Annotated in this window: 22 protein-coding genes, 4 tRNA genes and 1 rRNA gene; 18 read left to right on the top strand and 9 right to left on the bottom strand. The window is 37.5% G+C overall.

Annotated features, from left to right (window positions below; translation table 11 throughout):
• Positions 1 to 10 precede the first annotated feature (10 nt).
• From O5640_RS09835 to O5640_RS09825, 3 genes are all read right to left on the bottom strand, one after another.
• Positions 11 to 83: transfer RNA gene (locus tag O5640_RS09835), tRNA-Ala, on the bottom strand.
• Positions 84 to 92: 9 nt separating this feature from the next.
• Positions 93 to 166, bottom strand: a tRNA-Ile gene (locus tag O5640_RS09830).
• A gap of 165 nt (positions 167 to 331) precedes the next feature.
• Positions 332 to 1,816: ribosomal RNA gene (locus tag O5640_RS09825) — 16S ribosomal RNA — on the bottom strand.
• Positions 1,817 to 2,455: 639 nt separating this feature from the next.
• Between O5640_RS09825 and O5640_RS09820 the strand changes: the two genes are divergently transcribed.
• Entirely contained in the window at positions 2,456 to 3,907 is a 1,452-nt protein-coding gene (locus O5640_RS09820; protein ID WP_269612287.1) for a glycoside hydrolase 100 family protein, read from the top strand.
• On the opposite strand, the gene petD is transcribed toward O5640_RS09820, so the two are convergent.
• Together petD and petB are read right to left on the bottom strand one after the other, a co-directional pair.
• A complete protein-coding gene (gene petD, locus O5640_RS09815; RefSeq protein ID WP_269612286.1) occupies positions 3,904 to 4,386 on the bottom strand; it encodes a cytochrome b6-f complex subunit IV in 483 nt (160 codons plus the stop codon). The genes O5640_RS09820 and petD overlap by 4 nt on opposite strands.
• A gap of 55 nt (positions 4,387 to 4,441) precedes the next feature.
• Positions 4,442 to 5,098 carry a cytochrome b6 gene (petB, locus tag O5640_RS09810; protein WP_011294336.1) on the bottom strand — a complete coding sequence of 219 codons (657 nt, stop codon included), beginning with the start codon at positions 5,096 to 5,098 and terminating at the stop codon, positions 4,442 to 4,444.
• 69 nt (positions 5,099 to 5,167) lie between these two features.
• Between petB and ctpZ the strand changes: the two genes are divergently transcribed.
• The 6 genes from ctpZ to O5640_RS09780 all read left to right on the top strand — a co-directional run bounded on the left by ctpZ (position 5,168) and on the right by O5640_RS09780 (position 9,902).
• Entirely contained in the window at positions 5,168 to 6,478 is a 1,311-nt protein-coding gene (gene ctpZ, locus O5640_RS09805) for a carboxyl-terminal processing protease CtpZ (protein ID WP_269612285.1), read from the top strand.
• A 3-nt stretch (positions 6,479 to 6,481) separates the two neighbouring features.
• A complete protein-coding gene (locus O5640_RS09800) occupies positions 6,482 to 7,741 on the top strand; it encodes an HD domain-containing protein (RefSeq protein WP_269612284.1) in 1,260 nt (419 codons plus the stop codon).
• A 2-nt stretch (positions 7,742 to 7,743) separates the two neighbouring features.
• Positions 7,744 to 8,388, top strand: coding sequence for a septum site-determining protein MinC (gene minC / locus O5640_RS09795; protein ID WP_269612283.1), 645 nt, complete (start codon positions 7,744 to 7,746; stop codon positions 8,386 to 8,388).
• A 166-nt stretch (positions 8,389 to 8,554) separates the two neighbouring features.
• Complete coding sequence (gene minD, locus O5640_RS09790) at positions 8,555 to 9,370, top strand: septum site-determining protein MinD (RefSeq protein ID WP_269613848.1); 816 nt, start codon at positions 8,555 to 8,557, stop codon at positions 9,368 to 9,370.
• A gap of 4 nt (positions 9,371 to 9,374) precedes the next feature.
• Entirely contained in the window at positions 9,375 to 9,722 is a 348-nt protein-coding gene (gene minE, locus O5640_RS09785) for a cell division topological specificity factor MinE (RefSeq protein WP_420063687.1), read from the top strand.
• A 108-nt stretch (positions 9,723 to 9,830) separates the two neighbouring features.
• Positions 9,831 to 9,902 (top strand) — tRNA-Thr (locus O5640_RS09780).
• Between the two features lie 193 nt (positions 9,903 to 10,095).
• On the opposite strand, the gene O5640_RS09775 is transcribed toward O5640_RS09780, so the two are convergent.
• The 4 genes from O5640_RS09775 to psbM form a co-directional block, all read right to left on the bottom strand.
• Positions 10,096 to 10,656, bottom strand: coding sequence for an L-threonylcarbamoyladenylate synthase (locus O5640_RS09775; RefSeq protein WP_269612282.1), 561 nt, complete (start codon positions 10,654 to 10,656; stop codon positions 10,096 to 10,098).
• Between the two features lie 17 nt (positions 10,657 to 10,673).
• Entirely contained in the window at positions 10,674 to 11,495 is an 822-nt protein-coding gene (gene prmC, locus O5640_RS09770) for a peptide chain release factor N(5)-glutamine methyltransferase (RefSeq protein WP_269613846.1), read from the bottom strand.
• Between the two features lie 69 nt (positions 11,496 to 11,564).
• On the bottom strand, positions 11,565 to 12,005 hold the full coding sequence (locus O5640_RS09765) for an acyl-CoA thioesterase (RefSeq protein WP_269612280.1): 441 nt from the start codon (positions 12,003 to 12,005) through the stop codon (positions 11,565 to 11,567).
• 137 nt (positions 12,006 to 12,142) lie between these two features.
• Positions 12,143 to 12,301 (bottom strand): photosystem II reaction center protein PsbM, encoded by a 159-nt coding sequence (gene psbM, locus O5640_RS09760; RefSeq protein ID WP_269612279.1) that lies wholly within the window; start codon positions 12,299 to 12,301, stop codon positions 12,143 to 12,145.
• A 481-nt stretch (positions 12,302 to 12,782) separates the two neighbouring features.
• Between psbM and psbB the strand changes: the two genes are divergently transcribed.
• From psbB to O5640_RS09705, 11 genes are all read left to right on the top strand, one after another.
• A complete protein-coding gene (psbB, locus tag O5640_RS09755; protein WP_269612277.1) occupies positions 12,783 to 14,306 on the top strand; it encodes a photosystem II chlorophyll-binding protein CP47 in 1,524 nt (507 codons plus the stop codon).
• Between the two features lie 36 nt (positions 14,307 to 14,342).
• A complete protein-coding gene (locus O5640_RS09750; protein WP_011294325.1) occupies positions 14,343 to 14,438 on the top strand; it encodes a photosystem II reaction center protein T in 96 nt (31 codons plus the stop codon).
• 189 nt (positions 14,439 to 14,627) lie between these two features.
• A complete protein-coding gene (gene nrdR, locus O5640_RS09745; protein WP_269612275.1) occupies positions 14,628 to 15,107 on the top strand; it encodes a transcriptional regulator NrdR in 480 nt (159 codons plus the stop codon).
• Positions 15,108 to 15,210: 103 nt separating this feature from the next.
• Positions 15,211 to 16,320 carry a 30S ribosomal protein S1 gene (locus O5640_RS09740; protein ID WP_269612273.1) on the top strand — a complete coding sequence of 370 codons (1,110 nt, stop codon included), beginning with the start codon at positions 15,211 to 15,213 and terminating at the stop codon, positions 16,318 to 16,320.
• A gap of 18 nt (positions 16,321 to 16,338) precedes the next feature.
• On the top strand, positions 16,339 to 17,127 hold the full coding sequence (locus tag O5640_RS09735) for an HAD family hydrolase (RefSeq protein WP_269612271.1): 789 nt from the start codon (positions 16,339 to 16,341) through the stop codon (positions 17,125 to 17,127).
• 23 nt (positions 17,128 to 17,150) lie between these two features.
• Complete coding sequence (gene metK, locus O5640_RS09730; protein ID WP_269612270.1) at positions 17,151 to 18,380, top strand: methionine adenosyltransferase; 1,230 nt, start codon at positions 17,151 to 17,153, stop codon at positions 18,378 to 18,380.
• Between the two features lie 18 nt (positions 18,381 to 18,398).
• Positions 18,399 to 19,634, top strand: a complete 1,236-nt coding sequence (locus O5640_RS09725; RefSeq protein WP_269612269.1) for an FGGY-family carbohydrate kinase — start codon at positions 18,399 to 18,401, stop codon at positions 19,632 to 19,634.
• Between the two features lie 93 nt (positions 19,635 to 19,727).
• A complete protein-coding gene (locus O5640_RS09720) occupies positions 19,728 to 19,997 on the top strand; it encodes a DUF2470 domain-containing protein (RefSeq protein WP_269612268.1) in 270 nt (89 codons plus the stop codon).
• Between the two features lie 144 nt (positions 19,998 to 20,141).
• Positions 20,142 to 20,217 (top strand) — tRNA-Phe (locus O5640_RS09715).
• 251 nt (positions 20,218 to 20,468) lie between these two features.
• On the top strand, positions 20,469 to 20,636 hold the full coding sequence (locus O5640_RS09710) for a photosystem I reaction center subunit XII (protein ID WP_269612267.1): 168 nt from the start codon (positions 20,469 to 20,471) through the stop codon (positions 20,634 to 20,636).
• 399 nt (positions 20,637 to 21,035) lie between these two features.
• Entirely contained in the window at positions 21,036 to 21,266 is a 231-nt protein-coding gene (locus tag O5640_RS09705) for a hypothetical protein (protein ID WP_269612266.1), read from the top strand.
• Positions 21,267 to 21,296: the final 30 nt, after the last annotated feature.

Here is a 21,296-nt window from a genome sequence, read left to right as displayed (position 1 = left end):
GAGGTTTCAGTGGAGGTAAGCGGACTCGAACCGCTGACATCCTGCTTGCAAAGCAGGCGCTCTACCAACTGAGCTATACCCCCAACAACGAATGGGCCATCCTGGACTTGAACCAGGGACCTCACCCTTATCAGGGGTGCGCTCTAACCACCTGAGCTAATGGCCCAGGAGAAACCCTTGTTGAGTGTGACCTAGACAAGTTTAGGAACTGAAATCAAAGAATTAATTATAAAATTAATACAAAAATCTGAGGTACCGATCGACCTTAAGGTGACAGGATTGCGGCCTAAGATAATTACTTAGACATCACAATCGATTGATTGTCTCCCTGTTAGGAGGTGATCCAGCCGCACCTTCCGGTACGGCTACCTTGTTACGACTTCACCCCAGTCATCAGCCCCACCTTCGGCGTCCTTCTCCACAAGGGTTAAAGTAACGACTTCGGGCGTGGCCAACTTCCATGGTGTGACGGGCGGTGTGTACAAGGCCCGGGAACGTATTCACCGCAGTATGCTGACCTGCGATTACTAGCGATTCCTACTTCACGTAGGCGAGTTGCAGCCTACGATCTGAACTGAGCCACGGTTTATGGGATTTGCTAGCTCTCGCGAGTTTGCTGCCCTTTGTCCGTAGCATTGTAGTACGTGTGTAGCCCAGGATGTAAGGGGCATGATGACTTGACGTCATCCACACCTTCCTCCGGTTTATCACCGGCGGTCTTTCTAGAGTGCCCAACTAAATGCTGGCAACTAAAAACGTGGGTTGCGCTCGTTGCGGGACTTAACCCAACATCTCACGACACGAGCTGACGACAGCCATGCACCACCTGTCACTGCGTTCCCGAAGGCACCCTCTAATTTCTTAAAGGTTCGCAGGATGTCAAACCCTGGTAAGGTTCTTCGCGTTGCATCGAATTAAACCACATACTCCACCGCTTGTGCGGGCCCCCGTCAATTCCTTTGAGTTTCACACTTGCGTGCGTACTCCCCAGGCGGAACACTTAACGCGTTAGCTACGACACCGAAGGGGTCGATTCCCCCGACACCTAGTGTTCATCGTTTACGGCCAGGACTACAGGGGTATCTAATCCCTTTCGCTCCCCTGGCTTTCGTCCATGAGCGTCAGTTATGGCCCAGCAGAGCGCCTTCGCCACTGGTGTTCTTCCCGATATCTACGCATTTCACCGCTACACCGGGAATTCCCTCTGCCCCTACCATACTCAAGCCTATCAGTTTCCACTGCCATGATGGAGTTAAGCTCCACGCTTTAACAGCAGACTTGAAAGGCCGCCTGCGGACGCTTTACGCCCAATAATTCCGGATAACGCTTGCCACTCCCGTATTACCGCGGCTGCTGGCACGGAATTAGCCGTGGCTTATTCCTCAAGTACCGTCATATCTTCTTCCTTGAGAAAAGAGGTTTACAGCCCAGAGGCCTTCGTCCCTCACGCGGCGTTGCTCCGTCAGGCTTTCGCCCATTGCGGAAAATTCCCCACTGCTGCCTCCCGTAGGAGTCTGGGCCGTGTCTCAGTCCCAGTGTGGCTGATCATCCTCTCAGACCAGCTACTGATCGAAGCCTTGGTGAGCCATTACCTCACCAACAAGCTAATCAGACGCGGGCTCATCCTCAGGCGAAATTCATTTCACCTCTCGGCATATGGGGTATTAGCGGTCGTTTCCAACCGTTATCCCCCTCCTGAGGGCAGATTCCCACGCGTTACTCACCCGTCCGCCACTAACCCGAAGGTTCGTTCGACTTGCATGTGTTAAGCACGCCGCCAGCGTTCATCCTGAGCCAGGATCAAACTCTCCGTTGTAGTCAGGCCCTATTGTAAAAATTAATTTCTACTCAGTCTGATTTGCTTCTCCCACTAATAACAGCACTGGCGTACTGATTGTGAATGTTGCCACCTTGTTTTTAATAAGGGTTCTAAAGAGTGCACTTAGTTTTATCTTCGTGACTTTCCCGGATCTCAGATCCGTCGTTGCTTCCTCATGTAGACAAAAAATTGAATAGAGCCGTGAAACTCAGATTCAATCTTGCTACGAGATTTGGCAACTAATTTCTTTTTGACGGGACCTCACACCCTTATCGCATTACATCCGATTCAAAAAATGAAACGGACGCGATAAAAGCGTCAGTTCCTAAACTTTTAAGTTGTCTAGGTTCTGTCTTGGCAAAAGCCAAAACATTTTTCGATCTTTCGACCGTTTTTCAGCTTACAACAAAGAAGGGGTTAGTCTTCAAATGTTGTAAAACTCCCACTTAACTAAAAATACTTTCGTAATTTTTGCTAACTGAGTACGCTCAAGATTGACTTTCGCGCAGAAGAATATTGTAGACCCTCGAAGTACTTACTTGCAACAAAGTTGCAAATGAAATGTTTTACCTCTTACTATCAATATCAAAGGAGTAAGCCATAACTAGCTTTTAGCGATGGCAACAGATTATCTTAATGCCCGCACGTTTTAGCCAACAGCATCAAAGGGTTCGCCCCAACTCGAATGAAGACAAAGTCGTTGCAAGAGCTAAAGAACATTTTGAAAAAACTCTGATTGAAATTTCTGGAGATATTGCAGGGAGTGTCGCTGCCTTAGAACATCCAACAAAAAATGACGCTCTCAATTACGGAGAAATTTTTTTAAGGGACAACGTCCCAGTAATGATTTATCTGTTAACGCAAAAAAGATATGACATTGTCAAAAAATTCTTGACAGTAAGTCTTGATTTGCAAAGCACCACCTATCAAACACGAGGTGTTTTTCCGACAAGTTTTGTTGAAGAAAAAGGGAAATTAATAGCAGATTATGGTCAGAGATCTATTGGAAGAATTACCTCTGCTGATGCAAGCCTATGGTGGCCAGTACTTTGTTGGCTGTATGTAAGAAAAAGTGGTGATCATAGTTTTGGTACAAGTCAACAGGTTCAAAGGGGTGTTCAACTTCTGCTTGACTTAGTTTTACATCCAACTTTTGAAGGTAATCCAGTTTTATTTGTTCCAGATTGTTCATTTATGATCGATCGGCCTATGGATGTTTGGGGAGCTCCTCTTGAGGTAGAGGTCTTGTTGCATGCATGTCTAAAAAGCTGCATTCAATTAATGGAATTAAGCAGAAAGCATCAAAAAAGTCGATTACTTGATCAGAGGCTTGTTTTAACTCGTCAGTGGGTGCATGATCTCCGGCAATTTCTTTTGAAGCACTATTGGGTTACAAGTAAAACGATGCAAGTTCTAAGAAGAAGGCCCACTGAGCAATATGGTGAAGATCAACATCAAAATGAATTCAATGTCCAGCCCCAAGTAGTTCCTTCATGGCTTCAAGATTGGCTCGAAAATAGAGGTGGATACCTTATAGGAAATATAAGAACTGGTAGACCAGATTTTCGTTTTTATAGCTTGGGAAATTCATTAGCATGTATGTTTGGAGTATTGACAGCACCACAGCAGAGAGCATTATTTCGTCTAGTTCTACATAACCGTGAACACTTAATGGCACAAATGCCAATGAGGATCTGTCATCCACCAATGGATATAGAGGAATGGCAAAACAAAACAGGTTCTGACCCTAAAAACTGGCCATGGAGTTATCACAATGGAGGACATTGGCCTAGTCTTTTATGGTTTTTTGGTGCTTCTATATTGCTTCATGAAAAACGATATCCAAAAGCTGACGTTTTATTAATGGGACAAATGAGGGCTCTTATTGAAGAGTGTTATTGGAGTCAATTGAATCAACTCCCAAGACAAAAATGGGCAGAATATTTTGATGGACCAACGGGTACATGGGTAGGTCAACAATCTAGGACTTATCAAACATGGACTATTGTTGGATTTTTATTACTTCACCATTTATTGAGGGCTGCGCCTGATGACGTATTGATGTTGGATTTAGAGGAAAGTTTTTAAAACAAACCTAAAGTCAAAGACTTATCAATAGGTAAGCATGCTCCAATTCCTAAATACATTGTCAAAACTGTTCCAAATAAAAATAGTGACATCGCTACTGGTCTTCTGAAAGGGTTAGCAAATTTATTAATATTTTCGATAAAAGGAAGAATCATCAAACCTAAAGGGATCAATGTCTGCAGAGCAATACCTAGTAACTTGTTAGGTACAACACGTAAAATTTGAAACACAGGGTATAAATACCACTCAGGGAGAATCTCTAATGGAGTTGCAAACGGATTAGCTTTATCTCCAAGAAATGCAGGATCTAAAACTGCTAAACCAACAACGCATGCTATCGTGCCAAGAATAACCACAGGGAATATATATAATAGATCATTTGGCCAAGCTGGCTCTCCGTAATAATTGTGACCCATTCCTTTAGCAAGTTTTGCTCTTAATTTTGTATCAGCTAAGTCAGGTTTCTTAAGAGTAGACATGGTTTAAGAAAGTTTTTGAATAAATTTAAGGTTTATTTGAATAAATAATTTTTAACTATAAGGGTCCGGAGATTCCTTGTTTCCTAATCATTAGGAAGTGCATCAACATGAATACTGCTAGTAACCATGGCATTACGAAAGTATGGAGACTGTAAAACCTTGTCAAGGTTGACTGACCAACACTTTCACCACCTCTAAGCAGTTCAACCATAAAGTCACCAATAACTGGGATGGCAGCAGGGACTCCAGAAACAATTTTAACTGCCCAATAGCCGACCTGATCCCAAGGCAATGAGTAGCCTGTAACTCCAAAAGCAACAGTTATGACAGCCATAACCACTCCAGTTATCCATGTCAATTCTCTAGGCCTTTTGAATCCACCAGTTAAATAAACTCTAAAAACATGCAAAATAAGCATGAGTACCATCATTGAGGCACTCCATCTATGGACTGACCTAATCAACCAACCGAAGCTCACATCTGTCATCAGATAACTAACTGAGCTATAAGCTTCAGTTACTGTAGGTTTGTAATAAAAGGTCATCGCGAATCCAGTCGCGAATTGAATCAAAAAACAAACCAGTGTTATCCCACCAAGACAATAAAAAATGTTGACATGTGGTGGAACGTATTTTGATGTGACATCATCAGCTATGTCCTGTATCTCAAGACGTTCCTGGAACCAGTCATAAACCGGTGAAGAATTCGCCATCCACTTATGCACTGTATTTTCAAATATCTTACTAGATGTGCCCCTTGGTCGCCGCAAAAGATCAATCCAATGCTTTTATCTGTTAAATCTTTAACTAAGCTACTGCAGAGATTTATTGCAGTTTTAATTAGCTTTGGGATTTTATTTCAAGTCTTAACTCAACCCGCTTTTGCTCTCAACGATGGTCAATTGCTGGTTATTGAGGCATGGAATCTTGTTAATGCTGGTTATTTAGATCCTAAGAAATTCGATGAAATTCAATGGAAAAAACTTCGTCAAAAAGCTCTTGAGAAACCGATCAACAATTCTCAGCAAGCCTACTCAGCTATAGAAGCGATGCTTCTTCCTCTTGGAGACCCTTATACCCGCTTATTGAGACCAGAGGACTACGAAGCGATGAAAAAAAGCAATATAGGTAGTGAAATTAATGGAGTTGGCCTTCAGTTGGGCGCAAGAAAAGAAGACGGAGAAATAGTTGTAATATCTCCTCTTGAAGGCTCCCCTTCATCGGATGCTGGTATTACAAGTGGAACAATTTTAAAAAAAGTCAATGGTCAATCTCCAAAACAATTAGGACTTGAAGCAACAGCAGCGAAATTGAGAGGGCAAACTGGAACTCAAGTAATTGTTGAATTAGAGAAACCTGACAATGAAATCATAGAAATTTCTTTAGAGAGGAGAAGTGTTGATTTAAGACCAGTTAGGACTAAGAGGATAAGAAATGAATCTCATACATTTGGTTACTTAAGAATCACACAATTTAGTGAGGGAGTTCCTGATCAAGTGAAGGAAGCATTAGAAGAATTATCCGGGAAAGACATAGATGGACTGATTTTGGACTTAAGAAATAACTCTGGAGGCCTAGTAAGTTCCGGACTTGCCGTAGCCGACGATTTCCTCAGCAATATGCCGATTGTCGAAACCAAAAAAAGAGATTCTATTAATGATCCGATCAGCTCTGGGATAGAAACTCTTTATAACGGGCCTATGGTTACGCTTGTCAATGAAGGCACAGCGAGTGCCAGTGAAATTCTAGCCGGTGCTTTACAAGACAATCAAAGATCTGAGCTTATAGGAAACAAAACCTTTGGGAAAGGCCTCATTCAATCTTTAACAAATCTAAGTGATGGCAGTGGTTTAGCAGTGACAGTTGCTAGCTATTTAACTCCGAGTGGAAGAGACATACAGAATCTTGGAATAGATCCTGATCGCATCTTAGAAATGCCAGAGCCACTTAATCCAGGTTCTGATGAAGACAGATGGCTTTTAGATGCAGAATTGATTATGCAAGCCACTTTAGATAAAGAAGAAGTCTCAGAGAAGTCATCAAAAGAAAGTCAAGAGCAAAAAGAACAATTAATTAGCAAAGAACTTGAATAAGCAATGTCAACTAGAACTTATTATGACCCTCTGCATAAATCCATTTCATTAAACAGCTCAATCCCGGAGGAAAAAATGGTGATGGAATTAATAGATTCCTCCCCATTTCAAAGATTAAGAAGAATTAAACAATTAGGTCCGGCATATTTAACATTTCATGGTGCAGAGTCAAGCAGATTTACTCATTCTCTTGGTGTATTTCATCTAGCAAGACGAGCAATAAATCATTTATCTGAGTTGGATTCTAGATTAAAAGAACACAAATTCATTCTCTATGGAGCTGCTCTTTTGCATGATTTGGGTCATGGTCCACTAAGTCATACAAGTGAGGAGATATTTAAAATAAATCATGAAGTATGGACGGGAAAATTAATAAATTCAAATCAAGAACTTACTAAAATACTTAATAAATATGGCGAGGGAAATGCAAAAGCAATTTCAGATTTAATTCAATCAAGAAAGGCTCCAGAACAATTAATTATTTCTTTAATTAGCAGTCAGTTAGATTGTGATCGACTTGATTACCTAATGAGAGATAGTCATACGACAGGTGCCAGATATGGGCAGTTAGATATTGATAGAATAATATCAGCAATGATAATTGCTCCAGATGGAGATTTAGCGATACACCCCAAGGGATTAATGGCAGTTGAGCATTATTTAGTTATAAGGAATCTAATGTATAGAAGTGTATATAACCACCGGTTAAATGAAGTTTGTAATTGGTTATTAGAGCAAATCATACAAATTGCAAGGAAGATTGGCCCCAAAAAACTATGGGCAGATAAAAATATGTCTGAATGGCTGTGGAATCATGAAGAAATGAGCTTAGAAAGTTTTCTATCTAATGATGATATAGTCACTGGATACCATATTCATCAATGGCAAGACTCTGGCTTTGATAGTCTATCTGCGCTCTGTAGTCGTTTTATAAATAGAAATTTATTAAAAGCATTAAATATATCCTCCTTCTGCCTAGAGGTAAGGCTAGAAGCTCTTGCTCAAGCTAGAATATTATCAGAGAAACATTGCATTGAGCCAGACATATCCTGTGGATTAAGGGAACAAATAGTTAAGAGTTATCATCCTTATAAATATGGACTTCGTTTATGGGATGGAGAGAACTTACAAGCTTTAGAGAAAGTATCACCATTAGTTGAGAGATTAATAGAGCCTAATCAATCTTCATGGCTAATTTATCCAAAAGAAATAGAAAGTGAATTAAGAATGGAGATCGAAAAGCTAAAAACGAAACATAATTAAAAATGAATTTAAACAACCAAAAAATAATAGTCAATATCGATGATAAAGAATATCTAGATTGGAAAATGTGTTTAAAAAGTAAATTAAAAATGCTAAAGTCATGCAATTTAGAAATTGATTCTAAAAATCTCGATCTTTCATGTAGCGACATATCAGAAATAATAGAGATTGCGAGTAAATATAATTGTAAAGTTTTTGGTTTTTGCTCAACGTCTTCAAAGACGATAGTAAGTTCTCAATCACTAGGATATAAATCTCAATTTAGTTTTGAAAATTGCTTAGATAATATATTAAATATAAATGACAAAGATCTAACTTTTTCACGAACCAATTTTCATCAAGGGACTGTCAGGTCAGGAGAATATCTTGATAGTCCTGGGGATTTATTAATCCTTGGAGATGTGAATCCAGGCGCAAAAGTTAGTGCAGAGGGAAATATCATGATTTGGGGAAGACTTCTTGGGATTGCGCATGCAGGCAGCAAAGGAAACTCTCAAGCAACAATATCGGCCCTTCAACTAAGACCGGTACAACTAAGAATCGCTAAAAAAGTTGCGAGAGGGCCCAAGGAGAAACCTCAACTTGGTATTGCAGAGCAAGCAAGAATAGATTCCGAGGAAATTGTAATTTCCCCACTGGAGACCTAAATAACTAGAAAACTAAAACCTGTATGTTTTCAGACAAAAAGCAAGAAAAATTACTTCATAAGTCCATAGAGATGTCTTCAAAAGCAAACCCAATGCTACTGATCTAACAATAAAGCTTTTTTCTTCATCAAAATCAAACTAAAGTTTGTCGAATCCAAGGAGGTCCGTGGGGACAGATACACGCGTCATTCTTATCTGCTCTGGCAAAGGTGGAGTAGGCAAGACAACCCTTACAGCAAATCTTGGCATTTCATTAGCAAGGCAGGGCTTAACTACTGCTGTTTTAGACGCAGACTTTGGTCTAAGAAACTTGGATTTGCTTTTAGGTCTTGAAAATCGAATTGTTTATACAGCGCAAGAAGTTCTAGAAGAGGAATGCAGGCTTGATCAGGCCTTAGTGAAACATAAGCAAGAATCCAATCTATCTTTACTTCCTGCTGGGAATCCAAGAATGCTTGATTGGTTAAAACCCGATGATATGAAGCGCATAGTCGACATGTTAAAAGAACAGTTCAATTACGTTTTAATTGACTGCCCTGCAGGAGTTGAAGATGGATTTAAAAATGCTATGGCAGCGTCTCAAGAAGCAATTGTAGTTACCAATCCTGAGGTTTCAGCAGTAAGAGATGCAGACAGAGTAATTGGTTTGCTTAATACAAATGCTATAAAACCAGTCCAGTTAGTTCTTAATAGAGTTAGGCCAAAGATGATGGCCAACCAAGAAATGCTTTCTATCGATGATGTGACTGATATTTTAGCCTTACCTCTACTTGGTCTTGTGCTAGAGGATGAACAAGTAATTGTCAGTACAAACCGAGGAGAGCCTCTAACTTTAAATAGCGTTAATTCCCCAGCAGCTAAATGTTATCTAAATATTGCCAAGAGATTACAAGGAGAAGATATTCCACTTATTGATCCCTTAGAGGAGAGTTCTGGCTTTGGTGCAAAATTCAGAAGACTAATGCAAACAAAAATTTTCTAAAGCAATGGCAATGACACTTAGAGACATCATCAACAAGTTGTTACGTAGACAGCCGTCTAGCGCTAGCACTGCGAGAGAGAGATTGCAACTTGTATTAGCTCATGATCGATCAGACCTCAGTACAGAACTTTTAGATCAAATGAGAAAAGAAATACTTGAGGTGGTAGCAAAGTATGTAGAAATAGATGTAGATGAAGGCGCAGTAAGTCTTGAGACAGAAGATCGCATGACCGCATTAGTTGCCAACCTACCAATAAAAAGAACTATCACTGGTCAAATCAAACTTAAAGAGCCCAATAATCAGTCAGAAGACAATTCTAAGGAAACTGAAGGCACAGATCAAATCTCCTAGTCAATTAAAAGATGGCATTATTTCTTTTATTAGCTAAAAAAGGAATTTTAACAAATTTCTTATATGGATTAACTTTTAGATTACTTTCTTAGGTAAGATAAATCGATTGCCGGCTTAGCTCAGCGGTAGAGCAGCGCTTTTGTAAAGCGAAGGTCATCAGTTCAAATCTGTTAGCCGGCATTTTAAAAACAACCACCAAAAATATCTATTTGGATTTACCAGAGATTATCCAAATTAAAAAAGCTGAAAAAAATAGGTTTAAAAATTTTAATTCCACTATCCAATCGATACTAATTATGGGAAGTCTTAAAAACCACCAAAAAATAGATTGAACTACAAAAACTATTAACAACAGATAAATCATTAGTTACTTTTATTTCAAAACGACTGAACCAGGCCTTAACAAATTCCACTTTCCCTTTTCCCATTCAACAACTGTGCTTGCCATACCAGAAGATTTTGGCCAAGGGATAGGAGAAAGTATTGGAATCCCAGGGAATGCAATCTCAGCTTCTATCTCATCTTTAACAGGTGCTTCTCCAGAAATATTTGCACTCGTAGTTGCAAGAGGACCAGTTTCCATCAGCAAATCTCTTGCAAGTCCTAAAGCGGGGACTCTAAAACCCACAGAATTAGAATGGCAATTCAAATACTCAGATAAATTTCCAATTGTTGGCAAAACAATTGTTAATGCTCCAGGCCAATAGATTTTTGCCAATTTCAAGCCTTCTTCTATCGCACAAGGGTGAACAAATTCAAACAAATCATCCAAGCAACCTCCCATTAATATGAGTGGCTTACTTAAAGGCCTTTTCTTAATGGTCCAAATTTTTTTTGAGTATTTAGGGTATGAGCAAATTGCTGGCAACGTATCAGTAGGAAATAAAGCTAAAGATCCCTTTTTCAACTTTAAAGCTAAGTCAGAAATCCCCAAGAGCTCAGTAATCATTTTTATTTTTTACGACAAATTGCATAACGATTTATTCCACTTAAATCTTTTTCAAAAGAAACTTCTTCCATTCCAGTTTTCTTCATAAGGTTAGTTATCTTTTCACTTTGATCATAATGATGTTCAAGAATTAACCAACCTCCTTTAGCAAGTCCATTTGATGCCCCAAGGATGATTGCTCGAGAAGCCTTCATTCCATCCTCTCCGCCATCCAAAGCTATACGAGGCTCATGATTTTTAACCACTGGTTCTAACTCTTCAATCAAACCAGAGGGTATATAAGGAGGATTACTTAAAACCAAATCAAAGCTTCCCCACCATCTTTTTAAAGGCTCCCACCAATCTCCTGAAGCGAATTTCACATTCGCATTGGGCACAATAGATTTTAAATTCTTTTTAGCTAGGCCTAGTGCTTCATTACTAATATCTAATGCATGTCCATTCCAATCAGGAAGAGATTTAGCTAACGATACCGCAATAGCTCCAGATCCTGTACCGAGATCAGCCCATCTTCCACGATCAATATTAGACACTTTTTTCAAAGCGAAATCAATCATAAGCTCAGTTTCTTGCCTAGGGATAAGAGCCTCTTCTGAGACCTCTAACTCTATATCTCTCCAAGGGCACTTAGAAATCAAATATTGAAGTGGGGTTTTATCTTTTATATGAGATTCCCAAATAACTTCTAATTCTTCAGTTTCGATTTCTAAGGAAATAAAATTCTCAGGATTCAAAATAATACTTTGCAATTTACTCCAAGAGACTCCAGCCGCAATATCTAAAAGCCAATCAAAATCAACTTTTCTGCCGCCTTTCGATATCATTTTTTGTCTCCATTCAAGAAAGGTATTACCAGTAATGGATTTCAAAATCATAAATAATAATTGAATTCTTTAAAACTCAGGACCTTCTTCGAGCATTAATAATATCTTTTTTATATCTACTGGTAAGTCTTTTACTAACTTTATTGAGTGATTTATTTTTCTTACAACAACAAGTCCAATTATTGCTTCTGCACCAATAGCACCATTTGATTTTAAGAATAAAGTTTTACAATTAAGTCTTATTTTATTTTCTAGCTTAAATTGACTCTTTAATAGAACCTTTTCGCCATGAATAAAAGAAATTTTATATCTAAGTTGAATTGAAATAACTGGGATTTCAAATCCCTTTTCAGATAATTTTGAATATGAAAGTCCAAGTTGATCCAAAGCATCAATTCTACCCTCTTCTAAGAAGTTTAAATAAGATCCATGCCACATAACCCCAGCATGATCAGTATGCTGGGGTAAAACGGTTTTTATTAATTTCCATTGATTATTTCTTGAACTCATCCTGAAAAAGACAGTTATATCAATGCTTTAATTTAATAAATAAAGTTTGAAATAATACCTCTTAGAGATAAAACCTCATTAGTAATTTAGATCTCAAGCAATTACTTGAGATCAATTATGAGAAAAAAAGACCTAAATTACTTTTTAGGATTAGGACTCAATCTACCCTTGCTGGAATCTGAATAAAAGCTTGATTTTTCACCATCACTGGTAGAAACAAACAAACCAATAAGAAAAATAGTTGGTACTCCAACAAATAAAAGACTTGCGGCAAAGCCAAAACTAGTGGTTTCCATAACCGAGGTTTTTACTCAGAACAAATTTTACTGAAATAAACTATATATCCCTTAAGCAGAAAAACCTGGAATTGAATCAAAGAGACTGAGATTTTGTAATTTGCCGACAAATAATTAGTTGAAATAGTCCATTTTGCCTATTTGAATTTGAATAGCTTTAAAAAATTTTGAAATATGGAGGTTTTTAAGTGAATTTAATCCATGAATTTTCTCTTTTTTCAAACTGATTGAAGAAAAAAACAACTTAAAATTACAAAATCGCTAGAAATCCGAAAAATTCTTCTTTTTCTTTTTTTTTTAATTTTTTCTTGTCCACCACTGTTTATTTGCCAATTCAAACCACTAAAAACAAGATGAATTTCACCCAAGAGTGTCAAAAGTCATTTCAGGTCTCTACATCCTGTGCATTAACTCAAGCAATACCATTTACGATCATCCGAGTCTTGCTGCATTAAGCAGCTTCGTTATACGAACCTGACCCATGGGATTGCCCTGGTATCGGGTGCACACAGTCGTTATCAACGACCCTGGCCGCCTCTTGGCCGTGCACCTCATGCATACTGCTTTGTTAGCCGGCTGGGCCGGCTCAATGGCCTTATATGAATTGGCCATTTTTGATCCTTCTGATCCAGTACTTAATCCAATGTGGCGCCAAGGCATGTATGTCATGCCCTTTATGGCCCGCCTTGGAATTACAGGCAGCTGGAACGGATGGGATATAACCGGTGCAACCGGAGTTGACCCCGGTTTCTGGAGCTTCGAAGGTGTTGCTGCAGCTCATATAGTTTTCAGTGGTCTTTTGATGCTCGCTGCTGTATGGCACTGGACATACTGGGACCTTGAATTGTGGGAAGATTCCCGCACTGGAGAACCAGCTTTAGATCTTCCAAGAATCTTTGGAATTCATCTCTTTTTAGCTGGCTTGACCTGCTTTGGGTTTGGCGCATTTCATTGTTCAACCGTTGGCATATGGGTTTCTGATCCATATGGATTAACTGGTCATGTAGAAAAAGTTGCTCCAGTTTGGGGCGCAGAAGGATTTAATCCATTCAATGCTGGAGGAATTGTCGCTAATCACATTGGTGCAGGACTCTTAGGAATAATTGGTGGAATATTCCATATCACCAATAGACCGGGAGAAAGGCTTTATAGAGCTTTAAAGCTTGGAAGCCTAGAAGGAGTTCTTGCCAGTGCTCTGGCTGCTGTTCTTTTTGTTTCTTTCGTAGTCGCTGGAACCATGTGGTATGGATCAGCAACAACACCAGTTGAGCTATTTGGTCCTACTAGATATCAATGGGATTCTGGGTATTTCAAAACTGAAATCAACCGCAGAGTTCAAGAGTCTATGAATGATGGTGCCTCAAAAGCTGAAGCATATGGAGCCATCCCTGAGCAATTAGCTTTCTATGACTATGTTGGCAACAGTCCTGCTAAAGGAGGTCTCTTCAGAGTTGGGGCAATGGTTAATGGCGATGGAGTTCCAAGTGGATGGCAAGGTCACATCTCATTTACTGATAGTGATGGAAATGACTTAGAAGTAAGAAGAATTCCAAATTTCTTTGAAAACTTCCCTGTCATTCTTGAAGACAAGGATGGAAACGTTAAAGCTGACATTCCTTTCCGTCGCGCAGAAGCTAAGTACTCCATTGAACAAACTGGTGTCACAGCTACTGTTTATGGTGGTGAATTAAATGGACAAACATTTACTGATCCAGTAATAGTCAAACGTCTAGCTAGAAAGTCTCAACTTGGAGAAGCCTTCAAGTTTGACAGAGATCGCTACAAGTCAGATGGTGTATTCAGAAGCTCTCCAAGAGCATGGTTCACTTATGCACACTTGTGCTTTGGCTTGTTATTCCTCTTCGGGCACTGGTGGCACGCTGCAAGAACTCTATTTGGCGACAGATTCTCAGGTATCGATCCAGAACTTGGGGATCAGGTTGAGTTTGGTCTCTTCAAAAAACTTGGAGACGAATCAACCCGCCGAGTTCCTGGTCGAGCCTAAATCAGGATTCTTTAACCCCTTATACCGAGAACTTAGATGGAAGCTTTCTCCTACGTGCTAATCCTTACTTTGGCACTTGTAACTCTCTTCTTTGCTGTCGCATTCCGCGATCCTCCGAAATACGACAAGTAAAAGACATTAAAAAAGCCCTGAAATTTCAGGGCTTTTTTAATGTCTTTTACTTAATTAAAAAAAATTTATTAACTTAGAGCCCCCAATAAAAATATATTTTTTTTAAGTAAATAGTATTTTTATTTAATCTACCCCTTCTCAGAAGCCAAATAAATGTTTAAAGTTAGTTAAATCATTGAAAAGGGCTGCATGCAGTGCCCATCTTGTCAAAATACAGACAGTCGAGTTCTTGAATCTCGTTCAGCCGATTCTGGCAGAAGTGTAAGAAGAAGAAGGGAGTGCTTAAATTGCGACTTCCGATTTACTACATATGAAAGAATAGAAACAACACCAATTACTGTTTTAAAAAGAAGCGGAGCAAAAGAATTATTTAATCGAAGTAAAATAATTAATGGTTTAAGTAGAGCATGTGAAAAAACACTTATAAATGCATCTAAAATTGAATTTATTGTTGATGAAATAGAATTAGAACTCCATCAAGGAATACGCAAAGAAATAAAAACAAATGAGATTGGAGAAATGGTGCTTACACATCTAAAAGATATTAATGAAGTTGCTTATATCAGATTTGCCTCTGTTTATAGACAATTTGATGGAATTAATGATTTCATGAAAACCCTTGAATCACTAAAACCCATAAAAAATGAACAATTGGCATCAGTTCTTTAACTAGAACGAGCGATCAATAAAGTAGAATTTAAGCTCAATATGGTCGGCGGGCCATATTGTATTTCTATCGCACTGTCCTACAAAGGCAGACCGCCATTCAAGCATGTCTGAAAATCCAGCAAGCAAAGTTCAAGAAAAGAATTCTGAAAAAGAAGAATCAATATCTGAAGAAATTATCTCAAATTCCGTAAACGCAGAATTTGAAGAGAATTCCATGAACGAATTAAAAGAAGAAGATATTCCAAAAAACATTCCTGCTGCTGATAACTCTTCAAGCAGAACTAATAAGAGTGATCTTGAAAGTGCAGGATTTACTCTTGATGAATTTGCATCTTTACTAAGTAAATATGACTACAATTTCAAACCTGGAGATATAGTCAATGGAACTGTTTTTGCTCTTGAATCCAAAGGAGCAATGATTGACATTGGTGCTAAAACAGCTGCTTTCATGCCAATGCAGGAAGTATCAATAAATAGAGTCGAGGGCCTAAGTGATGTTTTACAGCCTTCAGAAATTAGAGAATTTTTTATAATGACTGAAGAGAATGAGGATGGTCAGTTATCTTTATCAATTAGAAGAATTGAGTACCAACGCGCTTGGGAAAGAGTTAGACAATTGCAAAAAGAAGATGCCACAATTTATTCAGAGGTTTTTGCTACTAATAGAGGTGGAGCACTTGTTAGAGTTGAAGGGCTTAGAGGTTTTATCCCTGGATCCCATATAAGTACTAGAAAGGCAAAAGAGGAACTAGTCGCTGATTTTCTACCTTTAAAATTCTTAGAAGTTGATGAAGAAAGGAATAGGCTAGTTTTAAGTCATCGAAGGGCTTTGGTTGAAAGAAAAATGAATCGTCTGGAAGTTGGAGAAGTTGTTGTAGGAGCAGTAAGAGGAATTAAACCTTATGGTGCATTTATAGATATTGGAGGCGTAAGTGGACTGCTTCACATTTCAGAAATAAGTCATGAACATATTGAAACTCCACATTCTGTATTAAACGTCAATGACCAAATGAAGGTCATGATCATAGACCTAGATGCTGAAAGAGGACGAATTTCACTATCTACCAAGGCACTTGAACCAGAACCTGGAGATATGCTCACAGACCCCCAAAAAGTTTTTGATAAAGCAGAAGAGATGGCAGCAAGATATAAACAAATGCTTCTTGAACAAGCCGAAGAAGGAGAAGATCCTATTGCAGTAATGACTATTTGATTAGTTACATTTTTAGAAATGGCAGAGCTTTTAATAAAAAATAGTTCTGTTGGTTTTATTAAGGCAATAATATTTGATAAGGATGGAACATTATCAAATAGTGAAGAATGCTTATTAGAACTTGCTAAAACTAGGATAGATTTTTTTGAAGCTAGATTTAAAAAATTAAGACTCAGCAATATTAAAATTTGGTTTTTGAGAAAGTTCCTTAGTTCTGTTTATGGATTAAAAAAAGATTATCTTTCAGCTAATGCATCCTTAGCAATAGCTTCTAGAGAGCAAAATATTATATCTACTGCCACGATTTTTACCCTATTTGGTTTCGATTGGTTTCAATCACTTTCAATAGGTAAAGAAATCTTCAATGAAGTAGATATTTATCTTTCTAATCAAAAAGGTAATAATAAAAAGCAGAGAGCTCTAATTTCAGGAGCTTTAGATCTATTGGTTTCTCTAAAAAAAAAAGGAGTATCTATTGCACTAATGACAAATGATACACAAGGAGGAATTGAAGAATTTATTTGCAAGAATAAATTAGAAGGTATATTTGATTATATTTGGAGTGCTGAGAATAAACCGTCAAAACCTAACCCAAAAGCAGTTATAGAACTTTGCAAAAAAATGAACTTTAATCCTTCAGATTGTGCTCTTATTTCAGATGCAGATACTGATTTAAGAATGGCCAAAGAAGCGGGCGTACCAATAGTTGTAGGCTTTAATGGTGGCTGGGAAACCCCCCCCAGACTTACTGAAAAAAGATTTCTTATAGAAAAATTAAATGAATTAAAAATTCATTCAAGCAACTAAAATATTGAATATTAATATTTTAAATGAGTAGATACGTTTTCACATCTGAATCTGTCACGGAAGGTCATCCAGACAAAATCTGTGATCAAGTGAGTGACGCAGTTTTAGATGCATGCTTAAGTGCAGATCCAACCAGCAGAGTCGCATGCGAAGCAGTTGTTAATACTGGCTTATGTTTAATAACTGGAGAAATAACTTCCAAAGCAGAGGTGGATTTCAACAAGCTTGTTAGAGACGTCATCAAAAGCATTGGCTATAGAAGTGCTAGTGATGGGGGATTTGATGCTAATAGTTGCGCAGTTCTAGTCGCACTTGACCAACAGTCTTCAGATATAGCTCAAGGTGTAAATGAAGCTGAAGATCATTCAACAGATCCGCTAGATCAAGTTGGGGCTGGTGATCAGGGGATAATGTTTGGATTTGCTTGTGACGAGACTCCTGAACTTATGCCCTTGCCAATAAGTCTCGCTCATCGATTAGCAAGAAGGCTTGCGTTAGTGAGGCATCAAAAAATAATCGATTATCTTTTACCTGATGGAAAAACTCAAGTAAGTGTCTCTTATGAAAACGGAGTACCCCGCTCCATAGACACAATTCTGATTTCTACTCAGCACAAATCAGAAGTTGCAGGAATAACGCTTGAAGAGGAAATTCAGAAAAGAATTGCTAAAGACCTATGGAAATTTGTTGTTGAGCCTGCTACTGAAGACCTACCTCTAAAACCCGCGAAAGAATCAACACGCTTCCTTGTTAATCCCACTGGGAAATTTGTTATTGGAGGTCCTCAAGGCGACGCAGGTCTAACTGGAAGAAAAATAATTGTAGACACATATGGAGGATATGCTCGACATGGAGGAGGCGCTTTCTCGGGGAAAGACCCTACTAAAGTAGATAGATCTGCAGCTTATGCAGCAAGATTTGTTGCGAAGGCATTAGTTGCAGCAAGCCTTGCAAAAAAAGTTGAAGTTCAATTAAGTTACGCAATCGGAGTCGCAAAACCTATATCGATACTTGTAGATTCATTTGGTACAGGAAAGGTTTCAGACTCTGAACTGACACGACTTGTACAAGATCAATTCGATCTAAGACCAAGCGCAATTATTAAAGCATTCGATCTTCAAAACCTACCAAGTAATAGAGGTGGACGTTTTTATAGAGATACTGCTGCCTATGGTCATTTTGGTAGAACGGATATTCTTCTTCCATGGGAGGACGTATCTCAAAAAGCAAAAGAACTAAGTTTACTAAGATAAAAAGAATTTAATAAAAAAATGTTAAATAAATCTCTTGTACTTGGTATAGATCTTGGTACATCAGGTGTAAGAATTGCAATTATTAATACTAAAAAGAAAATACTATTCACGTCATCAAAAACATATTCTAAAGGTCTCGAAATATCAGAAGACTGGCTAAATAGCCTAAAAACTCTAATACAAGAAACTCCAAAAGATCTAAAAGAAAAATTGGTTTCTTGTTCAGTAGCAGGGACGTCTGGCACACTCTTAGCATGCAAGAAGGATGGAAAGCCTATAGGGAAAGCTCTACCTTATTTCTTATCGTTTTCGGAATATTCAAAAGAGATTGATAAGTTATTTACAAAAGAATGTCCAGGCTCAAGTATAAGTGGAAGTGTGGGGAGAGCACTAAGACTTATAGCATTATACGGTAATGAAATAATCTTAAGACACCAAGCAGATTGGATTACTGGATGGCTTATGAATAATTGGGATTATGGAGAGGAAGGTAACAATATTAGGATGGGTTGGGAAATATCAAATAATTCATGGCCAGAAAACTTTAAACATTTAAAGTGGTTACAATGCCTTCCTAAAATAATTCCCTCAGGTCAAACAATGGGAAATATATGTACTAATAAAGCAAATGAATTAAATCTACCCAAAAATCTTCAAGTAATAGCGGGAACTACAGATTCTAATGCTGGGGTTTTAGCGACTTTTCCTAATAAAAATGATGGAGTAACAATCCTTGGTAGCACAATAGTTATTAAAAAGTTTGTAAACAATGCCCTTTCAGGTAAAGGAATCTCAAATCATAGATTATTAGGAACTTGGTTATCTGGTGGTGCCTCTAATTCAGGTGCTGCGATACTTCTTGATTTCTTTAATCTTGAATATATTGAAGAATTAAGCAAACAAATAAATCCTAATAAATCAACAGGATTAAATCTTATTCCACTATCAAAGCAAGGAGAAAGATTTCCAATCGATAATCCCAATTTACAACCTAAATTAGGACCTAGACCAGTCAGTGATTCTCTTTATCTTCATGCATTATTTGAAGGGTTAGCAAAGATAGAAGCAAGAGGCTGGCACAAACTTCATGAATTAGGAGCTGATTTACCTAGGCAAATAATTACTATCGGAGGAGGTGCGAAAAACATTACTTGGAAAAAAATAAGAGAAAGAGAAATCGGTATACCAATAAAAATTTGCAACAGACCCCCGGCTGCAGGGGTAGCAAGTATTGCTTTAAAGGGATTATTATGAATAAAGAATTCAAATCTTTCTAAAATTCTTAATCTCAGTTTCTTAAAATCGATTTAACTTGTTAATTAATTTCTAAGTTTACTAGATAAAAAAATGAATTCCGAGTCAATTAACCAAGAATCAAGTACAAGGATATGTAATCATATGAACAAAGATCATGAAGATGCAGTTAATGCATATGCAAAATATTATGGAAAAATTAAAACTTTTAAATCAGCGAAAATGATAAGCCTATCTCCCAAATCTTTTCAGCTTAAAATTGATGACCAGACAGTAGAAATAAAATTTGATCATATTCTTCAAGACTGTTCGGATGCTCATAAAACATTGGTGAAGATGATTAAAGCTATTCCTGAGTTATGAAATTTGCTTTATAAAAAATCATGAGAAAGCTAGCTTTCTCATGATTTTCAAATTACTTTTGCAATTAGACATAAGAAAATTAAGGTGATTTCAATTTATTTTTCAATAAGGTACTTACGAATTGGTAGATTATTACATGTTAAAGCCGGGATAGCTCAGTTGGTAGAGCAGGCGACTGAAAATCGCCGTGTCCCCAGTTCAAATCTGGGTCCTGGCACCATTCAAATAGGAGCATTTGAATATTAAAAGCACCTCCAACAAGGTGTTTTTTAATGTCTAGAACATTATTCGTAATATTTTTATCTTTGTATCTACCCAACCTATATTTGAAACCGAGAGGCATTTAAGCCGTAAGTTGATAAGTAGCCCATCTTATTATTACAAAACTGTATAAGAGTTGATACTAGAAGCTCAAAAAGTAAAAGATCATTTCAATCTTGGGTTAGCATAAATGAAATTAGTTGTTAAGAGATGATGAACCTTTTATTTGGCGTTCAAAGTACGTTTGATCTATCCAAGGTAGATTTCTCATCAGGGCTAGGTATAAATTCACCTGATCTTGCTGGCATATCATTTTTAATGGTTATTTTTGCAGGGGTTTTAGCTTTGAGGCTTGGAACAACTCTTAGAGATTCCTAGTTGCCAAAAACACTAGAAGTTAAATTCTTAAAATTTATCATTTTAAATACTGGGTAATTAACTTTCTGGGCCATTAGTAAGATTAGATAATTTTAATTTTGATTTCTTCGAAAGAAGTTAACAATTAAAATGAAAACAATAATAATTAAGACTAGAAGATCGTTAATATCCGGCAAAATCAAAAGCTGATAATCAAATATATTTTAAACAATAATCAAAATTTTTGTTGGTTTTCATATCATTTATCTCCAAATTCATTAGTTAGCATATAAGCCAGAAATATACTACGGTAGGGTTTAGAGACCAAGATAAATAACGATTAACTATATTACACAGACTTCATAATTTTAAATATATCATTAAAGAGTTAAAATGAATTAAACATTTGATTTTATTTTCATGAATTTAGAGGCATCTAATGAAAATTTATATAATAATGCTGATAGTTTTGCAATGGCATTCGATGCAGCATGGAATGATTGTGATTTAGGAAATAATAAAGATATAAAAATCGATGAAAAGATAGAAAAAGCTTTTAAGAAGATTAAAAATCACCCTTTTCTAATTTCAAATCCAATCCAATCAAAAAATATTGCTCTCTTCAGAATTAAATTATTAGGTCTAGCCTAAGTTTCAAATAATAAGAAAAACCATATGCAT

The sequence above is a fragment of the Prochlorococcus marinus str. MIT 0912 genome, from assembly GCF_027359595.1.
Taxonomy (GTDB): domain Bacteria; phylum Cyanobacteriota; class Cyanobacteriia; order PCC-6307; family Cyanobiaceae; genus Prochlorococcus_B; species Prochlorococcus_B marinus_C.
The sequence above is the reverse complement of the archived record's forward strand: the minus strand, read 5'-3'. Positions and strand labels throughout refer to the sequence as shown.